We start from the raw sequence: 23,559 nt of genomic DNA, 5'->3' as shown, positions 1-23,559 counted from the left end.
TAAATATCAACGATCCAATTAAGAATGCATACTATTTCCATTGAAAGCAGAATAATCAGAAAGGTTACGCCGAACGAATTTTCTGAAAAAGAAGACCAGCTTGCTATTGAAGAACCGCTTGAAATACAAATTTCATTTTTAGCAGAAGGCAAAAGAATCCTGAAAAACGTATCGATCACAATGCGTACACCCGGCCATGATGACGAACTGGCAACGGGATTTTTGTTTACGGAAGGAATTATTCAGAATAAGGGCCAGGTAAAAGCAGCGAAATCCAGTGTTCCGGATGAAAACAACATCGTAGTTACTCTAACGGACACAGAAACTCCTGTTTTAAAATCTTTGGAAAGAAACTTTTATACCACTTCCAGCTGCGGTGTTTGCGGCAAGGCAAGCATTGATGCTATCAAAACAATTTCAATGTATTCTGAACCAGGAGATGAAATGACCATAACAAAAGCAGTACTTTTTGAACTTCCTGCCTCATTACAAAAGCAACAGAATATATTCAAAAGCACTGGTGGTTTACACGCATCAGCGTTATTTGATATGAAAGGAAATTTCATTGCATTAAGAGAAGATGTAGGTAGGCATAATGCATTGGATAAAGTGATTGGCTCGGCTTTTTATAACGATCAGTTACCATTAACCAGCATGATTTTATTATTAAGTGGCAGGGCAAGTTTTGAATTGATACAGAAAGCCAATATGGCTGGAATACGAATTGTTGCGGCAATTGGAGCACCATCCAGTCTGGCAGCACAACTTGCCGAGGAATGCAATATGACATTAATCGGGTTTTTAGGAAGCGAAAAATTTAATATATATTCTGGTTGGAACCGCGTTAAAGAATTATGAAAATACGTATCCATGGTAATTCGGTTAGAGTCAGGCTGTCTAAAACCGAAGTGGAATTATTAAGTGACCAAGGGCATTTAGAAGAATGTACTTCTTTTGGCAGCACGCATTTTTCGTATGCGTTAACACAAAGCATAGAAGTGAATGAATTGACAGCAACATTTGCTGATAATCAAATTACCATGCTGGTACCCGCCACATTTCTGGAAGACTGGGCGATCAATAACATTGTTGGTTTTGAGGCGAATATGCCAATCAATGATACGGAGTTTTTATATCTTTTACTGGAAAAAGATTTCAAATGCCTTGACAATACGACAGAAGATCAATCGGATAATTTCGAGAATCCTAATAAAACCTGCTGATTATGAGTACTGAACAAATACCTGTTCCAGGAGCAGAAAACCCGGAAACGTTAACCGGGCTAAAAAAGGGAGAAATTAAAAAGGTCGCTGCCGGAGTTCCTGCTGTGGTTTCCAGTTTTAAAAAAGTAGTGGAAGAAGCAGGTGTGAAACGTGGTATGAAAGCATTGTGGAGCCTGAACAAAAAAGGTGGTTTTGATTGTCCGAGTTGTGCCTGGCCGGATCCGGATGATGAGCGTTCAGGAGTTGCCGAGTATTGTGAAAACGGAGCACGGGCCGTCGCAGAAGAAGCCACACTTAAGAAATTGACGGCTGAATTTTTCTCAAAAAACCCGGTTAAAGCATTAGCAAAATTATCCGATTATGAAATTGGCAGTAAGGGAAGAATAGCCCGTCCCATGTTTTTGCCTGCCGGTGCAACGCATTATCAACCCATTTCCTGGAATTCTGCATTTGAAAAAATTGGTTTTGCATTAAACAGGCTGGCTTCTCCTGACGAAGCTGTTTTTTATACATCCGGTCGCACAAGTAATGAAGCCGCATTTTTATACCAGCTTTTTGTAAGAGAATTTGGCACCAATAATTTACCTGATTGCAGTAATATGTGCCATGAAAGCAGTGGTGTAGCCTTGGGTGAATCGTTGGGAATTGGCAAAGGTTCGGTTACACTGGAAGACTTTTACGAAGCCGAAGTGATTATTATTTTAGGCCAGAATCCGGGAACCAACCATCCCAGAATGCTTACTGCATTGCAAAAAGCAAAGGCCAAAGGAGCTACGATCATTGCAATTAATCCTTTACCGGAAACGGGGTTAATGGGTTTTAATAACCCGCAGACTGTAAAAGGAATTTTGCAAATTGATTCAGCACTTACCGATATTTTCCTTCAGGTAAAAATCAATGGTGATATGGCAGCATTACAAGCCATTGAAATTCTTTTGTTGAACGAAGAAGAACGCAATCCGGGAATGGTGCTGGATAATGATTTTATTAAAAATAATACAGCAGGTTTTGCAGGTTTTAAACAGCACATCAAAAATAAAAACGCAGAAAAACTGGCAGAAGCCAGCGGTGTTCCTTTTATACAAATACAGGAAGTTGCGAAATTATTAAGTAAAAAAAGTAAAATTATTGCGTGTTGGGCAATGGGAATTACCCAACACAAAAACGGCGTGGATACAATTAAAGAAATTGTAAATCTGCTGTTGCTTAAAGGAAGTATTGGAAAGCCTGGTGCAGGAACCTGCCCGGTTCGTGGCCATAGTAATGTGCAGGGCGACCGCACAATGGGAATTTTTGAAAAACCATCAGATAAATTTCTGGATTCTATTGAACGGAATTTTCATTTTACGCCACCCAAAAAACATGGTTTTGATGTCGTTGAGTCTATCAAAGCAATGCATGAAGGTAAAGCAAGTGTATTTTTTGCGATGGGTGGGAATTTTCTTTCCGCAACTCCGGATACAAACTTTACAGCCGAAGCATTACAAAATTGCAGCCTGACAGTACACGTTTCCACCAAATTAAACCGGAGCCATTTTGTACATGGTAAGGAAGCAATGATATTGCCCTGCCTTGGAAGAAGTGATAAGGATATGGCAAATGGTGAAGCTCAGTTCGTATCGTGCGAAAATTCCATGGGTGTAATCCAGTCATCAAAAGGAATTTTAGATCCGATTTCTGAACATCTGTTAAGCGAACCGGATATAGTAAGCCGGTTGGCAAAAGCTACACTAGGCAAAAAAAGCAAAATTGACTGGGATCAATACATAGGAAATTACGATGTGATCAGGGCAGATATCGAACGGACAATTCCGGGATTTGATGATTACAATGAACGCGTAAGAATTCCCGGCGGCTTTTATCTTCCCAATTGTAACCGTGAAGGAAATTTTGATACAAAATCCCGGAAAGCACATTTTAATATAGCAGATGTTCCGGAACTGAATTTACAGCACGACGAATTGATTATGATGACAATTCGGAGCCACGACCAGTTTAATACAACAATTTACGGATTAAATGACAGATATCGTGGCATTTACAATGAACGGCGGGTAATTTTGATGAACGAAACAGATATCAGCAGAAGAAAATTAAAAAATGGTGAAATCGTGGATTTATACAATTATCACGATGGTATCGAAAGAGCAGCGCACCAATTTGTTATAGTTGAATATCCGATTCCAAAAGGTTGTACAGCCACTTATTTCCCGGAAACCAATGTACTTGTACCATTAACAAGCGTTGCTGATAAAAGCAATACACCTACTTCAAAGCATGTTATTATAAAAGTTAAAAAACACATTGATTAAGAATGGTAACTATCATACTCAATTCAGATATTCAATTCTTAATGTAAAGCTAATATTGTGCTAAATAAAATGAAGTACTTTCGGGAATTGCAAAAAAGTACCTTTTTAAAAGTTTAATTTATTAAAAATGAAAAAAATATCCTGATTATCGCAGTTGGTTTACTCTGTATGATCACTTTTGAAAGTATGTCTCAAAATAAAAATAAAGTTATAGCGCATCGCGGTGCATGGAAAAATACGAGTGCAACTGAAAATTCTATTGCCGCATTAGAAAACGCAATTAAACTAAAATGTTACGGCAGCGAGTTTGATGTACACATGTCAGCTGATTCCGTTCTTTTCGTTCATCATGATCATGCTGTTAAAGGTACAGATATCGAAAAAACCAATTCAACAGAATTATTACAGATCAAACTGGAAAATGGAGAGAATCTTCCTACACTGGAAGCATACCTGAAAGCTGGTGCTAAACAAAAAAATACACGTTTGATCCTTGAAATAAAAACTTCTTCTATCAGCAAAGAACGTTCACTTGCACTGACCGAAAAATGTGTAGAAATGGTTAAAAAATTAAAAGTTGAAGGCATTACGGATTACATCGCGTTTGACTACGATGTGTGCCTGAAAGTGAAACAGCTTGCTCCAAATGCACATGTGGAATACCTGAATGGAGATAAAACGCCAGCTGAAATTAAGGCAGCAGGTTTAAGCGGTGTTGATTATCATTTTACAGTTTTCAAGAAAAATGAAAACTGGATCAAAGAAATGCATCAGCTGAATCTTTCTACCAATACCTGGACCGTAAATGATGAACCGGTAATGAAATGGTTTCTGGATCAAAATGTAGATTTCATCACTACAAACGAACCTGAGCTATTGCTGAAGATATCTAAATAGAAAGTTCCAATTTGTAGTTAAAACAAAAGAGCCGCAAAGAAATTATCTGCGACTCTTTTGTTTTAATCATCAACCGATTTTAGCAATCTGCAATTGGCCATTTGTTTGCTGCCAGGCTTTTATTACCTGATTTAACTGCTTATACTCTATCAAAAAGCCGTCGTGCCCATATAAAGAATCAATTTCCTGAAAAACTGCATCCGGAATATGCCTCGCCAGGAATTGCTGTTCAGATAATGGAAACAACAAATCAGATTTTATTCCCAATACCAGCGTTTTTGCTTTTACCATACCTAATGCGTGCACAATTCCGCCACGATTTCTGCCTACGTTGTGCGAATCCATAATTTTGGACAGTATCCAGTAGGAAAACGCATTAAAGCGTTTCACAAATTTATCTCCCTGATACTGCTGATAGGATGATGCCCGGAAATCATCGATCTGATCCGGATTGTCACGTGCCTGCGTAAAATTGTATGTATCATAATTACGGTAAGACAACAACGCAATGGATCTGGCTGCACGCAACCCCATTCCACCCGCTTCACTATTATTGTCATTATAAGTCGGATCAGCCTCAATCGCCATGCGCTGTGACTCATTGAACGCTACACCCCAGGGCGAATGCAATGCATTAGACGCAATCAATATCAGTTCTTCAAACAGATCAGGAACTTCCACCGCCCATTCCAGCGCTTGCTGGCCACCCAAAGATCCTCCAATACATATTTTTATTCTACGGATCTGTAATTCCTGGCGCAGGATTTCCATGGTTCCGACTACATCTTTTACAGTAATCAGCGGGAAATTCCTGTAAAATGGCTGCTGCGTTTTAGGATCAATGGAAAGTGGGCCGGTAGACCCATAAGCAGAACCAATTACATTGACACAAATAATGAAATATTTGGCCGGGTCGAAAAATTTTCCATCTCCTACCAGACCATCCCACCATTCAGCCGCATTGGAACTTCCTGTTAACGCATGACAGATCCATACAATATTATCATCTCCGTCGTTCCTGGTGCCATACGTAGTGTAAGACAATTCGAAACCCGGTAATTCACGACCTAATTCCAGGGAATAGGTATATGGATATTTATAAATTTTTTGTTCCGCTTGCATGAGTGCCAAAGCACAAAGTTTAAATTATAAAATATGATATAAGATGACCTGTTTCCGGAATGAGCCAGAAAAAGATACACGATCCTGCTTATTGAAAACTACTTTCCAGTTTCAGGTACGAGATTAAAGCCATCCGGCTTACGGAAATTTCTAACAGTAAGTTCATGCGAATTGATTTTATATCTCCTAATAACTTAGGTGGGAATTAGCACCTTTCTCCAAATTTGGTAGCAGGTTGCCAGAGGTTCTTTGAGCCCATTCTCTCGCCTCTTCTTTATAAATCAATCGCTGTTAAGTGAAGCAATTGACTTGATGCTGCAATATTAAGTCCGGATCGCTGAAAATGCAAATTACACTTGTTTTTAATTTGCTCCGAAACTGATTTATTTGTTGGCACTGAACTCGTTCCAGGCTTATTTATTTTTACTTTCCTCAACCTCAAAGTATTATTCCTGAAAACGAATTTTTAATCCATTTTCCACTACGTCCTTCCTCCTTATTCCCTTCTATATTCTTACATTTGTATAAAGCACTACAATAAATATGGCACAACAATACCGTTTTGATAAAGAAAAAGCATCCCGCCGTCCAGGGATAACACCTCTTAAAGATGCTATTGATCAGATGCTTGAAAAATACCGGTTACGAAACAGGTTTGATCAGTCGTATGTTGTAGCGCATTGGGACAAAATCATGGGTTCGGCTATCGGATCAAGGACCCAAAAAGTGTATATCAAAGACCGCGTACTTTTTCTTCAGATAGAATCCGCTCCTTTACGGAGTGAACTGGTTCGTGCCAAATTCAAAATCATTGAGCTTATCAACAGAGAAATGAAAAGTGATCTTGTTGAAGATGTTGTATTTATTTAACCTGTACTCAGGCTTCCAAAATTGTTGTCAATACCACGCGTTTTAACAATTTATGACCAAAATTAAAATTCCGTCATTTTTAAAAGCCGGTGATAAAATAGGAATTATTGCTCCTGCAAGTGCTATCAACTATACTGAAATGATTCCGGGAATTAACCGGTTAAAAAATGAATGGAAACTGGAAGTAGTTGAAGGTCAGACATTAAAAAGCTCATTCAATCAGTTTTCCGCCAGTGATGAAGATCGTTTGACAGACTTTCAGAAAATGTTAGATGATCCGTCAATAAAAGCAATTATGGCAGCCCGTGGCGGTTATGGCTGTTCCAGGATTGTTGATGATCTGGACTTTACAAATTTCATACAATCTCCAAAATGGATTATCGGTTTTAGTGATTTAACCGTTGTTCATTCTCAGTTGTTTAAGCTGGGAATTACATCTGTACATGCTCCTATGGTCAAATCCATGATGCTGCCAGGAGCAGAAGAAGCGGCGGATTCACTTCGAAAAGTTCTGTTTGGAGAACTTCCTTCATATTCCATAAATTCCCATTCTTTGAACAGGCCCGGCACAGCAACCGGTCAGCTGGTCGGTGGAAATCTTTGTCTTTTTGCTCATTTAATTGGATCAGTAACTGATATTGATACAAAGGGAAAAATACTTTTTATAGAAGATGTAAACGAATATCTGTACAACCTCGACAGGATGATGATACAGCTTAAACGCGCCGGGAAACTGGATCATCTGGCCGGTTTGATAGTTGGCCAGTTTACGGATATGAAGGATAATTCGCGGCCTGCGTTTGGCAAAAATGCTTATGAAATTATTCACGAACATGTATCAGAATATGATTATCCGCTAAGTTTCAACTTTCCCGTCGGCCATGTTTCTGACAACAGAGCCATGATAGTTGGAATGGAATCCAGGCTTGATGTTCAGAAGAACAGTGTAGATTTTCATTTTGTTTCTGATAAGATACCCGTTATAAATGCACTAAAAGATGGAATCGTTTAAAAATAAGGTAGTCTGGATTACCGGTGCATCCTCCGGGATTGGAGAAGCAATTGCTTTGGCTTTTGCAAAAGAAGGCGCAAAACTGGTGCTTACCTCGAGAAGAGAAGAAGAGTTACTTCGCGTAAAAAAGCTTACCGGTTTGCCCGTTTCGTCGGTTTTGATCTTACCAATGGATGTGACAGAATTTGACAAAACACAACCTGCGGTAGATATGATTATAAAAACCTTCGGCCATATTGATGTAATGGTCCACAACGCAGGGGTTAGTCAGCGATCCTACATTAAGGATACAACCATGGAAGTATATCGTAAAATTATGGATGTCGATTTTTTTAGTACAGTTGCCATTACAAAAGCGATACTACCATATATGATCAGGCAACAGTCGGGTCATTTTATCGTGATCAGCAGCGTTGCAGGCAAGATCGGTACACCAATGCGATCGGGTTATAATGCTGCCAAACATGCATTACACGGCTTTTATGATTCATTGAGAGCAGAGGGTTTTGGTGAAAACATTCACGTTACGACCGTTTGTCCGGGTTACATTAAAACGAATATTTCAGTAAATGCATTAAATGAATCCGGTGGCAAATTTGGTAAAATGGATGCCAATCAGGCAAACGGAATCCCGGCTGATGAATGCGCGAGAAGGATATTGGAAGCCGTAAAAAAAGATAAAAAGGAAATATACATCGGTGGTTTCACGGAAGTTGCCGCGATATACCTGAAAAGATTTTTACCAAATATACTCTTCGAGCAAGTAAGAAAAACCAAACCTGAATAACGTCGTTTGACAATATTAACTTGGCTAAAATTGGCATTTATAACATTCTAAGTTAAACAGTCCGTCTGGTCAAAATACAAAAGAGGGTGTTCCAATCATTGGATTCACCCTCTTTTACGTTAATCATGCGTAACTATTTCTTTCCTTTAATTGCTACGGAGGTTTGTTTTTCCATAAAATCTACCGTCAGTCTGCTAAGTGAACGAACACCTAATACCAATCCACTTTCATCTAAGAAAAAATCCGGTGTATGGTGTGGCGCTGCTTCTAACGGATTTTTACCTTTTGGCATTCCCCCAAGGAAAAAGAAAAAGCCAGGCACTTTTTGCTGAAAGTAGGAGAAATCCTCCGCTCCCGTTTTTGCCGTCGTCAGAATGACTTTATTCTTCCCCGCAACTTCTTCAAGAGTGCCGATCATTTTTTCAGTCAGAGGTATATCGTTGAATGTCACCGGGTACAGCACATTAATTTTCACATCCGCTTTTGCACCTGCACTTTCCGCAATATTGGTGGCGATCTCATTGACGCGCTTATGCACGAAAGTGTGCATTTCTTCATCAAAGGTCCTGATGGTACCGATCATTTTAACTTCTTCCGGAATAATATTTTCCCGAATACCACCATGAAAAGCACCTATCGTAACCACTGCCGGCGCTTTGGTAATATCCAGATTCCTGCTGACAATAGTCTGTAAACCCATTACGATCTGAGAAGATGTAACGATTGGATCTACACCAGACCATGGATAGGCTCCGTGTGTCTGTTTGCCTTTAATATCAATGCTGAAAAAATCTACCGCTGCCATGGTTGCGCCAGGCTTATAGGCAATGGTATTAACCTCTGTTTGTGAATTAATGTGTAATCCAAAAATGGCATCCACCTTAGGATTTTCCAAAACCCCCTCCTTAATCATCAGTTTGGCGCCACCTTCCTCCCCTTTCGGAGCACCTTCTTCCGCCGGCTGAAAAATAAATTTAACGGTTCCCTTCAAATCGGCTTTCATGGAAGTAAGCACTTCTGCAACGCCCATAAGAATAGCTACGTGGGTGTCATGTCCGCAAGCATGCATCACGCCTGTTTGCTGTCCATTATACTCTGAGGTAACCTTGGATTTAAAAGGCACATCCACGCGCTCTGCTACCGGAAGCCCATCCATATCCGCTCTTAAAGCGACTACGGGACCAGGTTTGCCACCTTTAAGTAAACCTACTACACCTGTGTGTGCTACTCCTGTCTGTACTTCCATACCCAGCTTTTTCAAATGTGCTGCAATCTTCTCAGCTGTTTTAAATTCCCTGTTTCCAAGCTCAGGGTTTTCGTGAAAATCTCTTCTCCATGTCACAATTTGAGATTCAAGAGCCTGAGCCTTCTGATCAATTTTAGCATTCAGAGGAGATTGGGAATAACAATGAAATCCTGAAAGAACAAGAAATGAAAATGGTAGAAGGCTTTTCAAATTCATATCAAATGGGCTAAATTTTATTTAAATAACTACTCTTCTCTTAAAAAAATGCCGATCAGTCATAATATAAACAGATTAGACCAAATAGCTATACTTATTTACCAATAATTCAAATTCGGGCACATAAATTCCAAGCTTTGATATTAAAAAAATCCAATTTTCAAGGCAGTTACATATTCTTGAAAAAGGATTACCTAATTCAAATCAGTAAGGTTTATTAATTTATAACCATTCTCAATAATGAAAACGTATATACATTGCGTTATACTTAAATGTCAATTATTCAATTTAATGCTATTTTAATGTATAAGTATGAAAAAAGCAACAAAAGTGGCAATCTGTTAACAATTGGATAACACAGTCATATTATAGCATAAATTTCATTCAATTCAAATATTGGCAAATAAAGATTGTTTACAGTAATAAAATTTGCCAAAAATAGCACTCCTGCCAAACTTTCTTTTGGCAAACGAATAAAGAAACCTTGTAATGGTTAAAACAATAATTAATTTCGCAACAATCTCTATTGATAACAAACCTAACCATTTAAATTACGTATGAGGAAGACTCTATTATCCTTACTGGGAAGCTTATTGCTTTTGGCAAATCAAGTCTATGCCCAGGATCGTGCGGTAACGGGACTCGTAACCGCAGATGACGGCTCAGTTTTACCGGGCGTTAACATTTCTTTGAAAGGTACTAATCGCGGAACAAACACTGACAGTCAGGGAAATTATTCTATTTCCGCTGAACCTGGCGCCACGTTAGTTTTTAGTTTTATTGGTTTTGTAAGCCAGGAAGTACCCGTCGGAACACGTTCTTCAATCAACATTACGCTTGTCAATGATGCTACTCAGTTGCAGGAAGTAGTTGTTACATCACTTGGTATCGCTCGCGACAAAAAAGCTTTGGGTTATTCCGTACAGGAAATCAAAGGTGACAAACTTACTCTTGCGCGTGATCCAAATATCGGAAATGCGCTTGCAGGTAAAATTGCCGGTGTACAGGTTATGGGCCAGTCTGCTGCAAAATTTGGAGCACCAACTATCCGTATTCGCGGAATTAACTCTTTAACAGGGGCTGATCCGTTGTACGTTGTAGATGGTACACCAACCGACATCAGCATGGTTAACATGGACGATGTTGAATCCCTTACTGTTTTGAAAGGACCGTCTGCTACAGCACTTTACGGTAATCGTGCATCTGCGGGTGTAATTGTTGTTACAACTAAAAGGGCAAAATCAGGTGAAACATCTTTAAATGTAAACCACAGTTCTACATTTGATCAGGTTTCCATGCTTCCTAAGTACCAGAATGAATATGGCGGCGGATACTCACAGGAATGGGAAACTTTTGCATTCAATCCTGCTATACATCCTGCGGCATGGTCGTCATATGACGGACAAAAAATACTGGATTATTCCGCAGATGAAAGTTGGGGACCTAAAATTGACAATTCTCTACACCGTTCTGCTGCTTCATGGCAGCCAGGAGAGGGATTTGGAAAGGAAACTCCATTCAGTGCTAATCCGAACAACGTGCGTGACTTTTTTGAAAAACCTGTTAGCCACAATTCAAACATTGCTTTTGCAAAGGCTGGCGAGAATTATTCTTCAAGAATATCTTACACGCATATTGTCAATAATGGTATCATACCAAACAGCAAGCAGTCACGTGATTATATCAGTGCAAAAAACTCAATTACTTTTGGGAAAAATCTTACCGCTGATCTGAACATAAACTATACAGGAACGAATACAAAAAATACCCCTGCTGACCGTTATGGTTCAACCGGAGGTACCAGTGCAGGAACAAATTTGTTCAATACTTCTAATGCTACACTTACTGGTTACAATCAGACTATAGGATCTTTCAACCAGTGGTTCCAGCGTCAGTTAAGCATCGATGATCTTAAAAATTACAAAAATGCTGACGGAACTTTCCGTAGCTGGAACATCGGAGGACCTTTGGACCCAAAACCAAAATATTGGGATAGCCCGTACACTCAGGCATATGAAAACACCAATACAAGCCGTACACAAAGAATTTTTGGAGATGTAGGCCTTACCTACAAATTCAGTGATTTCCTTAAAGTGAGCGGTAAGGTTCGTCGTGACTATGGTACTTTTGTTCAGTCTGGACAAATTGCTGCTGGTACACTTAATGCTGGTGGATTGGGAGCCTATTCTTATCTGACGGGTGTTACATCAGAAAACAATTATGAAGGGATTATCAATTTTGATAAGACTTTTAATAAAATTTCCGTTATGGCTAATGCTGGTGGAAACATTCGTTATAACCGAATTGAGGGTACACTTCAGGCTACTGTTGGTGGCTTGACAACACCAGGCTACTATAACATTGGTGCTTCAAAAGACCGTCCGACTTCTGCCAATTATTTGTTTGAACGTAAAGTCAACAGTGTCTTTGGTAACGTAAGTTTAGGATATAACGACTTCTTCTTTGTAGAAGGTTCGATCCGTAATGACTGGTCATCTACACTGCCCGAATCTAACAATTCGTATCTATACCCATCTGTTTCGACAAGTTTGATATTTACAGAGTTTATACCTTCTAACTCTATATTGTCTTTCGGTAAATTGAGAGCAGGATATGCACAGGTTGGAACTGACCTTGTACCTTACCAGACTTCTCTTACTTATGGTGTTGGAACAGTTTATGGAAGTAACCCAACTCAGTTTCTACCAGGAACTTTACCAAATACAAATTTGAAACCAGGAATGTCGTCTTCTTATGAAGGTGGTATAGACCTGAAATTTTTCAGCAACAGAATTGGTCTTGAATTTACAGCTTATCGCAATGATAATAGTAATCAGATCATTCCACTTGCAGTTGCTCCTACGAGTGGTTACAGTAATGCTGTTGTGAATGCCGGTTTGATTAGAACTTCTGGAGTAGAATTACATATCTCTGCAACTCCGGTAAAAACAGACAATTTTACCTGGAATCTTGATTTAAATGCAGACCGTAACCAATCGAAAGTTATCGAACTTACTGAACAAAGCAGTAACTACCTGGTTGACGGACCACAATGGAGAACACTTACATTAAATGCACGCGTTGGTGAGAAATGGGGTATGCTGGAAGGTGTAGGTATCAAAAAAGATGCTAATGGCAACAAAGTTGTTTACTCTTCTACTCCAGAAAACATCAAAGCTGGTACTGCGGGTTTATATGTTAAAGAGAACAATGTTAATCTTGGTAATGTACTTCCTAAATTCAAAGGTGGTTTTATCAACTCTTTCCAATATAAAAACTTCAATCTTAACATTAGTACAGACTTCGTAGTAGGTGGCAAGTTCTTCTCAGTTACAAAAATGTTTAATGCATATTCAGGATTGGCAGCTGAAACAGCTGGTTTGAATGAACTTGGGAATCCAAAACGTGATCCTATTGATGGAACTGCTCCTGGTGGTGTAATTCTGGATGCAGTTACTCAGGACGGAGAGAAAAATACGCAACGTGTAGATACTCAGAATCTTTATGAAAACTGGTTATTTGCATTGAACGAAAACTGGATCTACGACAAAACTTATGTTAAGCTTCGTGAGGTTTCCTTCGGTTATAAACTTCCATCAAGATTCCTGGGCAAATTTGTAAAATCTGCAAGCATTTCTGTGATCGGACGTAACCTGTTACTAGTTTATAGCGCAATTGGCGGTGGTATCGATATCTCCGAAACGGAAACAATGTGGTACGAAGGTGGTCAGTTACCTCCTGTTCGCTCTGTTGGATTAAATCTTCGTTTAGGACTTTAGTCATAGCTATTTAACCAAAGAAATAAAATCAATCATGAAAAAATACTGGCAAAAACCAATCCTAGCAATTACCTTAATTACTTCACTCTTCGGATGTAGTGATTTTGGAGATACGAATGTCAATACAAATAGTCCGTCATCGCCAAGTACATCTGGCTTACTAACAGGAGCAATACGTAATGTTGGAACTATCAATGCTCAGGTTGGTTCCGGAGCTGCGAATATAGTTCCGGCTATGTATGTTCAGCAGTTTGGCGACATTACCTATATCGAGGATTCAAAATACAAAACGATCAACTTTAGTTACAATGCCTGGTATTCCGGACCGCTTGTAAATCTTCAGCACATTATTGATCTGAATTCTAACGAGGCAACTGCAACCAGTGCAGCTGCAAACGGTTCAAATGCAAATCAAATTGCAACGGCAAGAATTCTGAAAGCTTATTTCTTTCAATGGATGACGGATCGTTGGGGTGATATCCCTTATTCAGAGGCACTTAAAGGTGATGAAGATTTTACACCTGCTTTTGATAAGCAGGAAGCAATTTATACAGACTTGTTTAAAGAATGGAAAGAAGCAGCAGCACAGTTTGATGGCGGCAAAGCTTTTACAGGTGATATTCTATTAAGTGGTGATACTGCAAAATGGAAAAAATTTGCTAATTCTTTACGTCTGATCGCAGCGCTTCGTTTATCTAAAGTGAAACCTGATATGGGGAAACAAGAATTTGTTGCTGCACTTGCTGACGGAGTTTTTACTTCTAACGCAGATAATGTTCAGTATAAATATTTATCTGAATCCAATAATGAGAATCCTCTTTACAACAACTATACAGTGACTAACAGAAAGGACTATGCTTTAAGCGATGTTTTTGTTAATTACCTGAAAAAAGTAGCTGATCCAAGATTACCATTCCTGGCCGCTAAAAATATCAATGGCGAATATGTAGGGGTTCCTTATGCATTGGGTGGTACAAAAGCTCAGGATGTTTCACTAATTGGCACAATCTTGGCTCAGCAAAATTCTGCTATAAATGTAATGACATACGCTGAGGTACTTTTTGCACAGGCTGAAGCTGCCAAACTTGGCTGGACAACTGGTAATGCAAAAACACTTTATGAGGCTGCAGTTACTGCCTCATTGCAACAATGGATGGGTACAGGTTACACAGAAGCTGCAGCGAAAGCATATCTTGCTATGCCGGATGTCGCTTATGCAGAAGCAACTGCTTTAGAGAAAATTGGTAACCAAAGATGGATTGCTCTTTTCTACCAGGGAACTGAAGCATGGTCTGAATGGAGAAGAACTGGTTTTCCTGTTTTGAAACCAGCGGCTGCTACATTGAACGGAGGTACTGAGATTCCTCGCAGACTAGCTTATCCGGTAACTGAAAATACGCTTAACAAAGTAAACTATCAGGCAGTAGTAAGTTCTCAGGGTGCTGATGACCAGTATACAAAAGTTTGGTGGGATAAATAATATTTAGCTATTGCGTTTTAAAAAAGGGATGAAGTCAATCATGACTTCATCCCTTTTTTAATTCTAAAAACTGTCAATCAATGCTCATCTTCACGAAATCCTGTACGACGATATCCGGCATATTCATATTTTGTTCCGGGATCATCAGAAAATTCAAACTGAACATAAATCGAATCTGTTTTATTTCCTCCGGTAGTCGTTGCGGCATTTTTTAAAATTTTCCCTTCTGTAATAGAAACAGCAATGGAGTCATCATACATGTTGGAAAGATTGGACGCTGCATCAAAAGTCATAGCAGCTAAATTCACTTTTGTTACCACCTTTGCGGGCCATAACTCACCATCGTCAAGCAACAAGTCTGTTTCATTGTTAGCCGCAGTATTGGAAGTAGTAATTAAATGATAACCTGGGAATGTATCTCCACCGCTTGAAATTACAATCCACCACTCACCAGTCATGGCTTTTAATTTTGTTCCCTGGATATCAGGTTCATTGCCTGCGTCGCAGGAAAGCATTCCAAAAACCAAAAAAATACCTGCATATTTAGCGTATCTCATGTTCACGAATGGTTATTGTTTGATAAATGTACGGACTGCGGTACCATAGCCGGCATTGATTACGATCCAGCTATATTGTACTCCTTCAACGACTGCTCCGTTGGTAGCTTCAAAAGAATTGCCGGGTGTTAACTGAAACGGGACGCCAAGTTTACCTTTTGCATAATAATAAAAATACACGCCTAATCCGGCATTCGGAATTGCCACACCTCCAATATTATCAGTGTGATAAAGGTTACCGCTCACCTTTGTTACATTAGAAATCCCCATTTCACCGGCATTCCTTTTATAAGCACCCGTAATATCTGTTCCTTTTATAGCGGGGTCTATCACTCCTACGTATCGGTATTCCCTGGATGAGTACCCATCCTTGTTTACTGCATCATACTGGAGCACATAAACTCCTGCTGTTTTTTCGTCCACAGTACCAGTCACTTTGGCCGTAATATCCGTTTCACCTTCTTTGACATCCACACCTGGATCGGTGTATTTCGTCCCAAGCGTTATTTGTTCCCATTGTTCACCTTTTAAAGTGATAACCGGAAAAAAAGTAATGTTTGATATATCCTCGCTGGTTTTATCGGGTTCGCAGGCAAAAAATATTCCTGCAAAAATCACTATGGCTATATACCTGATTTCTTTTATCATGATCTTTTGATAATTAAACTGTTTACTTCATCCACCAGATTTTGTCAGTAACTTTTGCCGGTGCAGGTGTATTTCCCGGATTTACATCGCGTGATGCAGAAGTATAAAGTATTCTTTTTGGAAAAAGCCTTCCTGTCACGCCATTAACTGCATAGGTCCATTGCCCCGGAATATAACTTGCATTCGATGCAGGAACTGCTGAAATTTCGGGATAACCTGTACGTGCCTGATCCCAGAAAGATTCGTAGCCCTGTTTGTACATCGCTACCCATTTCTGATACATTATCGCTTTCAGCTTTGCTTCGGTTGTACCGGCAACAGGAAATGCATAAACCCCACCTGTGGAAATCCGGGATGCATCAAAAGCCAGATTGAATTTAGCATAAGCAGCTGCAACACCTTGATCATAAAATGTCTTGGCCTGAACATTATTACCTGTACGCAGGTAAGCTTCCGACAGCATAAAGTCTACTTCATCAAGACTAAAGAAATAGAAAGGATCAGTAGCTGATAATTTTGAAACACTTGGCACATTGGGAGCAACAACTGTGGTACTGACATCAAAATCTCCCTGTGCCAAACCATACTGACCAGAAGTCCCCGGAGTAAAATATGCATTCAACCGCGCCAGATCCTTATTAATTTCAAGGTAGGACTGCAAGGTTTTACTAAGCCGAAGATTTGTTGCCGTGTTCAACTGGCGCACATTACTTTCATAAAGCGGATTACTTCGGCCGGGTTCATCTACAAAAGCAGTGATTGAAGCATGGGTTGTAAGAAATTCCGTATTATTGGTAAGCATGGTCTGGATAGCTGCCAGTGCCGCTGCTGAGTTAGCACTGTTGATTTGTCGCAGGTACATTTTCAGTTTGAGTGTATTGGCAAAACGTCTCCATTGTGTAATCTGTTCAGCCTGGCTTAGTGTACCAAAAACCAAATCTGATGATACCTGGGTAGATTTCCCGTTATCAAAATCCAATGCCAATGCATCATCTAGCCGTTTCAGCAGTTCCGCATAAATAGCCGGGCCTTCATCATATTTTGGTGTTCTGGTTCCATCAATCTGTAAAGCTTCGCTCAATGGAATTTTATCAAACCAGTCTGCCAGTATCTGAAATCCATACGTTTGTCCAGCTACTGCCTGAAGTACGAGATTATGATTACCCGATTCTGTTGCTTTGCGTTTTACATCTTCAAAATCATTCAGTCCGCCTGCATACAATTCTGTCCAGGAATTATTGTAATCCGCCGGCTGCAAATCATAAGAATCTATCGTTTTATACTGCGTACTCACGTGGGCTTGTGTCCAGTGTTGCGCCCATATTCCGCCAATGATCGCAAAACTACCGCCTGTCACAGCCATGATTGATGCCTGTGCAGCAGGTAATACATATTCAGGTCCGACATTGGTTGGATTATTCGGGTCTACATTTACATCCAGCCAGTCGTTACAGGAACCGAGTGATAGTGCACCAAGAAGCAGTAAACTATATTTTGATATACTTTTCATCTTTGATCTGGTTAAAATGATAAGTTTAACTGAACACCATAGCTTGCAGTTGATGGGCCGGCAGCAAATTCCCCATACAGATTTTTAAGATTCGTACCGAAAGTATTAGCCTCAGGATCTACGTAATGATTTTTCTTCGGTGTCCATAAAAGAAGGTTGCGGCCAAATACACCCAATGATGCGGCACGAATAGGCATTTTAGTCAGAAAGGCTTTGGGAATAGTATAATTCAGCGCTACATTTCTAAGCTTAAAGAAGGTCTTTGGCAGTACATGATGAAACTGGTATGCATCATTTACACCGTAATATGTAGCCATTTGTGACCTGGAAATTGGCATGGTATTTTCAACCAGACTGCCATCAGGAAGCTGAGCGACTGATCCCGGAATAATAAAAGGTTCCCTGTCATTGTACTGTGACTCATACGCATTGCCATTAAAATAATTCAGCCGCGCCGTATAAGAATAGAATACTCCACCTTTACGGTAATCCGCATTAGCACTTAATCTAAACCCTTTATAATCAATGTAAGTACCGACGCCCATAGTGAAGTCAGGATTGATGGAGCCCCTATAATGTTCTTTGGGATCAACCAGAGGCAAGCCGGTTTCAGGATTTACGATTGTAGCTCCGGTTGCAGGGTCACGCAGCACATCAGGGGAATAAATAGCGCCAAGTGGCTGTCCTACAACTGCCCGTAATTTGACATCGTAGCTGCTGTTCAGCAAAATGCTTGTACTGTCTGACAGACCAAGTGCTTCAACTTTATTATTAATTTTATTGTAATTAAAATTAATCCCCCACTCTACTTTATCCGTACGAACGGGAACAAGTGTAAGCATAGCCTCAATCCCTTTATTTCTAACCTGTCCTAAATTAACAGTTTGATTTTGATAACCGGTTGCAGGTTCAAGGTTTAAATTGATGATCTGGTTTTTGGTAACTTTATCATAATAACTGGCTTCCAGTCCAACTCTTTTTCCAAAGAAACCAAGTTCCAACCCAACTTCATATTCATTTGAAATTTCCGGTTTTAAGTTCAGGTTTCCCGGATTGTTTGCTACCTCATACGCATTAATACCTCCAAACGGGAATTCGATAGTACCAAATCCACCTGTACTTACGCTACCGGAAGCATAAACCGGAAGCACTTGATATGGATCGGCATCGTTACCCGCAGAAGCCGCAGCAAAGCGAACCTTAACAAATGGAATTTCAGCGGGTAGTTTAAATACATCCGAAAGCACAGCACTGATACTCGCACTTGGATAGAAGTAGGAATTTTTTCCCTGTGGCAATGTACTGGTCCAGTCATTTCTGGCACCAAGTGTCAAAAATAACCAGTGATCAAAGCCGAAAGTGGCTGTTCCGTAAATTCCAACCAACCTGCGTGTACTCTCGGTTGTAAAAGTTGTTGGCGTAACTGAGCTGTTTTTTAAATTATAAAAACCAGGTAAATCCAGGTTGGTTACACTGGCATATTGCGTAAAGGCAGTACGCTGATTGATATTATGTCCAATAAAAGCCTGAACATCAAGACGGCTGCCAATGTTGCTGTTAAAATTTAAAAGAAGATCACTGTTAAACTGGCGGTTACCTCTGGCAAGTTGGGAAACGCTGCCAAAAACATCATTGGCTGAGCTGTTAGGAGTTCCGGGTGTAATTTTGCCAACATTTCCCCAGTCTTTCTGGAAAGCATCAGAATAATCACCACCAACTCTCCATAGAATATTCAGGCTTTTGAGAATGTCATATTTAAATTCCAGGTTTCCAAAAACACGGTCCTCCGCATAATCATTGCCCTGATTGTATAAAGTCCAGTAAGGGTTTTGTGCGTAAGGAGTAAAATAATTATCCAGACTGTAAAACTTACTAAATGGATTGTTTGGATCTGCATAACCTTTTGAATCTACTATAGAATGATCTCTGGGGATCTGGATAATTTCCTGCCAGAGTACCTTCCCCGCACCTGCATCATTTCCTTGTCCGGTTGCAACAGCTTTCTGATCTTTATGTACATAATTTACATTGGCATTCGTAGTAAACTTATTCAGTTTTAAACCGCCGTTAACGCCGATGGTATGCCTCTGGTAAGAGTCAGCATTGGTTGGAATAATACCGTCTGCATCTGCATAAGAATAAGAAATACGATAATTAGCAACCTCAGTTCCACCTGCAACTGCTAGGCTGCTATTCCATTCGTAACCCCGGTCAAGGAAATCTTTCAGATTGTCCTTTTGAGGTGAAAATGATTTATACAGCTGTGAATTATCAACAACATTGCCCCATAGACGGGTTTCGCCATCCATTTTGGGTCCCCACGAACCATTTTCTATACGGTCAAACAAACCACTCCATCCCTGTCCGTAGGTATTTTGCAAATGTGGCACTCGCAAAACCTGTGTTTGCGCAATCGAACTGGAAAAATCGACAGTTGTTTTTCCTGATTTGCCTTTTTTTGTTGTAATCAGGATTGCACCATTGGCGGCACGGCTACCATACAACGCAGAAGCAGAAATTCCTTTGAGTACAGTGATACTTTCGATTTCATTTGGGTTTATATCATTCATCTGATTCCCAAAATCCATGGAGCGATTAAAATCATCATTGCCATTTGCCGCATTGGTGGATGACGTATTTCCACGGTTGTTCATAGGAACACCATCCACCACATACAGAGGCTGATTATTTCCTGTTACGGAGTTAAAACCCCTAATGTTCAGAACAGTGGAAGCACCCGGAGCTCCGGAAGCCGTTGATACTGAAAGGCCCGGTACTCTGGCATTTAGCGCATCCAGCGCACTGGTATTCCTCGCCTCAGTAATGGATAGATTGGAAACCGTTGCTGTACTGTAACCAATGGATTTCCTCTCTCTTGAAATACCAAGTGCAGTTACAACCACCTCGCCCAACTGCTGTGAATCCGAAACAAGACGTACGTTAATAACAGATTGCGCTCCAACCGCCAAATTTTGTGTAACATATCCCACAAAAGAAAAGACAAGTGTCGCCCCGCGGGCGGCAGAGATTGAGTATTTCCCATCCACATCTGTAGTCACACCCCGCGTAGTACCTTTGACGCTAATATTAACTCCTGGCAAAGCAGCCCCGTCATCCGCTGTAACAGTACCCGACACTTCACCATCCTGGGCGTAGACCTGCAAACTTAAAAGCAGGAATCCCATGAATAATTGTAAAAACTTTTTCATAAAAAATGATTAAAAGTTTGATAAACAATAGTGCACGATCATGCATTTACAGTCACAAATCTAATATTTGTTATAAATATTACAATGGATTTATCCAATTATTCAAAATATAATTTGGCTATATTGTATTATATCAACACTATTCGAGTATTATATATAAATATTCGACAAAATATTCATCCATAAACGTATATTATAAATGAATTATCTTTTTGTCAGTTTATATATAAAAATAACAACATACTTATATTTCGATTGAAATATTTTCAATATTTTCCATTAAATGCTTTATTATATATCTTGTAATATTTCTCTCTTTTTGTAAAATTTAGTTGCATTTAATTTCCTTTATTCGATTTGAAAAGTTCCACTTTTATTTAAAAAATGTTACAGTTAGAGCTTATGGAACAGCACTATAAGGATTTATTTATTACTAACTAAACTGATAATAATACAATTATTTCAAAAAGAGGAGAAGAAATAAATGAAACCGTTTACAGATGAGTAAATTCCTTTAACTTTGGGTAACAATACCATCGTCTATCACATTATGGAATTTTTAAAAAGCCAGCGGTTAAACAATCTCAAATACGAAATCCGGGGTGCTACATACCAGAAAGCACTTGAACTGGAAAGTCTCGGTTTTAAAATTCACAATCTGAATATCGGCAATCCGGCCCCGTTCGGTTTTGATTCACCTGACGAAATTGTTCACGACATTATCATGAATATCCGTAATGCGCAAGGCTATTCGGATTCACGAGGATTGTTTGCGGCCCGTAAAGCAGTAATGCATTATACACAAACGATTGGTATTCAGGACGTAGAGATTAATGATATATTTATTGGAAATGGTGTAAGCGAGCTCATTTTGCTTTCTATGCAGGCATTGCTGAATCCCGGCGATGAAATTCTGGTGCCGTCTCCTGATTATCCACTTTGGACGGCAGCTATTGCACTAAGCGGTGGCAAACCGGTTCATTACGTATGTGATGAAGAATCTGACTGGAATCCGGATATAGAAGACATGGAATCCAAGATTACTTCCCGAACTAAGGGCATTGTACTTATTAATCCGAATAATCCAACGGGTGCAGTATACGAAAAAGATGTATTGGTACGAATTGCAAAAATGGCTGAGGAGCATGGCCTGATTATATTTTCTGATGAAATATATGACAAAATATTGTATGACGGAGCGGTACATTATCCAATGGGATCGCTTGTAACTGATACATTATGTGTTTCTTATGGCGGTTTGTCAAAAAATTACCGTTCAGCAGGTTTCAGAGGTGGCTGGATGATTTTGAGCGGTGCAAAGCATAAGGCAAAATCCTATACTGAGGGGCTTTTATTATTGGCCAGTTTAAGGCTTTGTGCCAATGTACCTACACAATACGCAATTCAAACTGCATTGGGAGGTTATCAAAGTATTAAAGAACTTGTTGCACCCACAGGAAGACTTTATAAACAAATAAATTTAGTTTATGAACGATTGGTATCCATTCCGGGTATAACCTGCGTAAAACCAAAAGGCTCTTTATACGTTTTTCCAAAAATTGATCTTAAAAAATTTAGTTTTAAAACTGATGAACAGTTTGTGTACGATCTGTTAAGTGATCAGAAAGTACTTGTCGTGCCCGGAACAGGCTTTAACTATATTAGTGATGACCATTTCAGGATTGTGGTACTCCCAACCGTAGATGAGCTGAACCAGGCAATGGACAAAATAGAATATTTCCTTGAAAATAAAAGAGTTATGTCTTCCCGAACCGTGGAAGAAATCATTGCATAAATTGTTAATCTGGTAACTGAATCAAAATGTTCAGTTACCAGATTAAATTATAAAAATACCTATTTCCCGACTCTGCCAACTTCATGACCATACCGGACAATTCAGTACAGGAAGCTAAAAGACAACGATTATTTTTACTGCTTTGCGGCATTTTTTTAACGAATGCGCTGATAGCCGAAATTATAGGAGGAAAAATTTTCTCGGTAGAAGGTTTATTAGGTGTTCCGCCTGCTCAATTATTAATTGGTGGGCAAAAACTGGATTTTAACATGACTGCGGGTGTGGTAAACTGGCCTGTCGTATTTATTACTTCCGACATTATAAATGAATATTTTGGGACAAAAGGTGTAAAACGTATTTCTTTTCTTACCGCTGGATTTATCGTTTATACCTTTATAACCATTTTTATTGCCACAAAACTTCCTCCCGCACAATTTTGGCTCGACATCAATAATACTGACAAGGAAGGCCATCCTTTTAATATCAGCGAAGCATTTACACGTGTTTTTAATCAGGGATTGGGAATTATGATCGGTTCTATTGTTGCTTTTTTATTGGGGCAATTACTCGATGTTTTCGTTTTTTCATGGTTACGCAGAAAAACCGGAAGCCGGTTTATGTGGCTGAGGGCAACAGGATCTACATTGTTTTCTCAATTGGTAGACAGCTTTGTTGTGATCACTATTGCATTTTATGTGTTTGGCAACTGGGATATGAAGCAGGTTTTTTCAGTAGGTAGCATTAATTATTTGTACAAAGGTATGGTGGCCGTACTTCTCACACCAATCCTTTACTTAGCCCATTATTTTATTGATCAATACCTGGGAAAAGAATACGCAGAAGAATTATCACACAAGGCTATGCATGAGGTTTGAGGCCCCTAAGGTAATATCCTT

At 39.5% G+C, this 23,559-nt stretch carries 17 protein-coding genes and 1 riboswitch; of the genes, 11 read left to right on the top strand and 6 right to left on the bottom strand.

The window, feature by feature from the left end; translation table 11 throughout:
- Positions 1-24: 24 nt before the first annotated feature.
- From fdhD to KZC02_RS22225, 4 genes are all read left to right on the top strand, one after another.
- Positions 25-858: a formate dehydrogenase accessory sulfurtransferase FdhD gene (gene fdhD / locus KZC02_RS22240; protein ID WP_221390697.1), complete on the top strand. Its 834-nt coding sequence runs from the start codon at positions 25-27 to the stop codon at positions 856-858.
- A complete protein-coding gene (locus KZC02_RS22235) occupies positions 855-1,223 on the top strand; it encodes a DUF7009 family protein (RefSeq protein ID WP_221390696.1) in 369 nt (122 codons plus the stop codon). Before fdhD ends, KZC02_RS22235 begins: the two co-directional genes overlap by 4 nt.
- Before the next feature lie 2 nt (positions 1,224-1,225).
- Positions 1,226-3,535, top strand: coding sequence for an FdhF/YdeP family oxidoreductase (locus KZC02_RS22230; RefSeq protein ID WP_221390695.1), 2,310 nt, complete (start codon positions 1,226-1,228; stop codon positions 3,533-3,535).
- Between the two features lie 186 nt (positions 3,536-3,721).
- The gene (locus KZC02_RS22225) at positions 3,722-4,432 is read left to right on the top strand and encodes a glycerophosphodiester phosphodiesterase family protein (protein ID WP_229253730.1); all 711 of its coding nucleotides are present in this window, start codon (positions 3,722-3,724) and stop codon (positions 4,430-4,432) included.
- Between the two features lie 69 nt (positions 4,433-4,501).
- Here the strand turns inward: KZC02_RS22225 and metX are convergent, their stop codons facing one another.
- Positions 4,502-5,554: a homoserine O-acetyltransferase gene (metX, locus tag KZC02_RS22220; protein ID WP_221390693.1), complete on the bottom strand. Its 1,053-nt coding sequence runs from the start codon at positions 5,552-5,554 to the stop codon at positions 4,502-4,504.
- 174 nt (positions 5,555-5,728) lie between these two features.
- Positions 5,729-5,837, bottom strand: a riboswitch (SAM riboswitch).
- Between the two features lie 260 nt (positions 5,838-6,097).
- Between metX and KZC02_RS22215 the strand changes: the two genes are divergently transcribed.
- The 3 genes from KZC02_RS22215 to KZC02_RS22205 are packed head-to-tail and all read left to right on the top strand — an operon-like array spanning position 6,098 to position 8,223.
- Positions 6,098-6,424 (top strand): DUF721 domain-containing protein, encoded by a 327-nt coding sequence (locus tag KZC02_RS22215; protein WP_221390692.1) that lies wholly within the window; start codon positions 6,098-6,100, stop codon positions 6,422-6,424.
- Positions 6,425-6,476: 52 nt separating this feature from the next.
- Complete coding sequence (locus tag KZC02_RS22210; RefSeq protein WP_221390691.1) at positions 6,477-7,436, top strand: LD-carboxypeptidase; 960 nt, start codon at positions 6,477-6,479, stop codon at positions 7,434-7,436.
- Positions 7,423-8,223 carry an SDR family oxidoreductase gene (locus tag KZC02_RS22205; protein WP_221390690.1) on the top strand — a complete coding sequence of 267 codons (801 nt, stop codon included), beginning with the start codon at positions 7,423-7,425 and terminating at the stop codon, positions 8,221-8,223. The genes KZC02_RS22210 and KZC02_RS22205 overlap by 14 nt, the downstream gene beginning before the upstream one ends.
- Positions 8,224-8,356: 133 nt before the next feature.
- On the opposite strand, the gene KZC02_RS22200 is transcribed toward KZC02_RS22205, so the two are convergent.
- The gene (locus KZC02_RS22200; RefSeq protein ID WP_221390689.1) at positions 8,357-9,685 is read right to left on the bottom strand and encodes an amidohydrolase; all 1,329 of its coding nucleotides are present in this window, start codon (positions 9,683-9,685) and stop codon (positions 8,357-8,359) included.
- A gap of 557 nt (positions 9,686-10,242) precedes the next feature.
- Here KZC02_RS22200 and KZC02_RS22195 point away from each other — a divergent pair.
- Together KZC02_RS22195 and KZC02_RS22190 are read left to right on the top strand one after the other, a co-directional pair.
- A complete protein-coding gene (locus KZC02_RS22195) occupies positions 10,243-13,464 on the top strand; it encodes a SusC/RagA family TonB-linked outer membrane protein (RefSeq protein WP_221390688.1) in 3,222 nt (1,073 codons plus the stop codon).
- Positions 13,465-13,498: 34 nt separating this feature from the next.
- Positions 13,499-14,944 (top strand): SusD/RagB family nutrient-binding outer membrane lipoprotein, encoded by a 1,446-nt coding sequence (locus KZC02_RS22190; protein WP_221390687.1) that lies wholly within the window; start codon positions 13,499-13,501, stop codon positions 14,942-14,944.
- A gap of 77 nt (positions 14,945-15,021) precedes the next feature.
- Here the strand turns inward: KZC02_RS22190 and KZC02_RS22185 are convergent, their stop codons facing one another.
- From KZC02_RS22185 to KZC02_RS22170, 4 genes are read right to left on the bottom strand one after another with little or no spacing between them, the layout of a single operon-like run.
- A complete protein-coding gene (locus tag KZC02_RS22185) occupies positions 15,022-15,501 on the bottom strand; it encodes a lipid-binding protein (RefSeq protein ID WP_221390686.1) in 480 nt (159 codons plus the stop codon).
- Positions 15,502-15,513: 12 nt separating this feature from the next.
- Entirely contained in the window at positions 15,514-16,149 is a 636-nt protein-coding gene (locus KZC02_RS22180) for an immunoglobulin-like domain-containing protein (protein WP_221390685.1), read from the bottom strand.
- A 22-nt stretch (positions 16,150-16,171) separates the two neighbouring features.
- Positions 16,172-17,659, bottom strand: a complete 1,488-nt coding sequence (locus KZC02_RS22175) for a SusD/RagB family nutrient-binding outer membrane lipoprotein (protein WP_221390684.1) — start codon at positions 17,657-17,659, stop codon at positions 16,172-16,174.
- Between the two features lie 11 nt (positions 17,660-17,670).
- Positions 17,671-20,868 (bottom strand): SusC/RagA family TonB-linked outer membrane protein, encoded by a 3,198-nt coding sequence (locus KZC02_RS22170; RefSeq protein WP_229253729.1) that lies wholly within the window; start codon positions 20,866-20,868, stop codon positions 17,671-17,673.
- 550 nt (positions 20,869-21,418) lie between these two features.
- On the opposite strand from KZC02_RS22170, the gene KZC02_RS22165 reads away from it, so the two are divergent.
- Both KZC02_RS22165 and KZC02_RS22160 read left to right on the top strand, forming a co-directional pair.
- Positions 21,419-22,663, top strand: a complete 1,245-nt coding sequence (locus KZC02_RS22165; protein ID WP_221390683.1) for a pyridoxal phosphate-dependent aminotransferase — start codon at positions 21,419-21,421, stop codon at positions 22,661-22,663.
- Between the two features lie 83 nt (positions 22,664-22,746).
- Entirely contained in the window at positions 22,747-23,538 is a 792-nt protein-coding gene (locus KZC02_RS22160; RefSeq protein WP_221390682.1) for a queuosine precursor transporter, read from the top strand.
- Positions 23,539-23,559 lie beyond the last annotated feature (21 nt).

The organism is Dyadobacter sp. NIV53 (genome assembly GCF_019711195.1).
Taxonomy (GTDB): Bacteria; Bacteroidota; Bacteroidia; order Cytophagales; family Spirosomataceae; genus Dyadobacter.
This window is presented reverse-complemented; position numbering and strand designations above follow the sequence as displayed.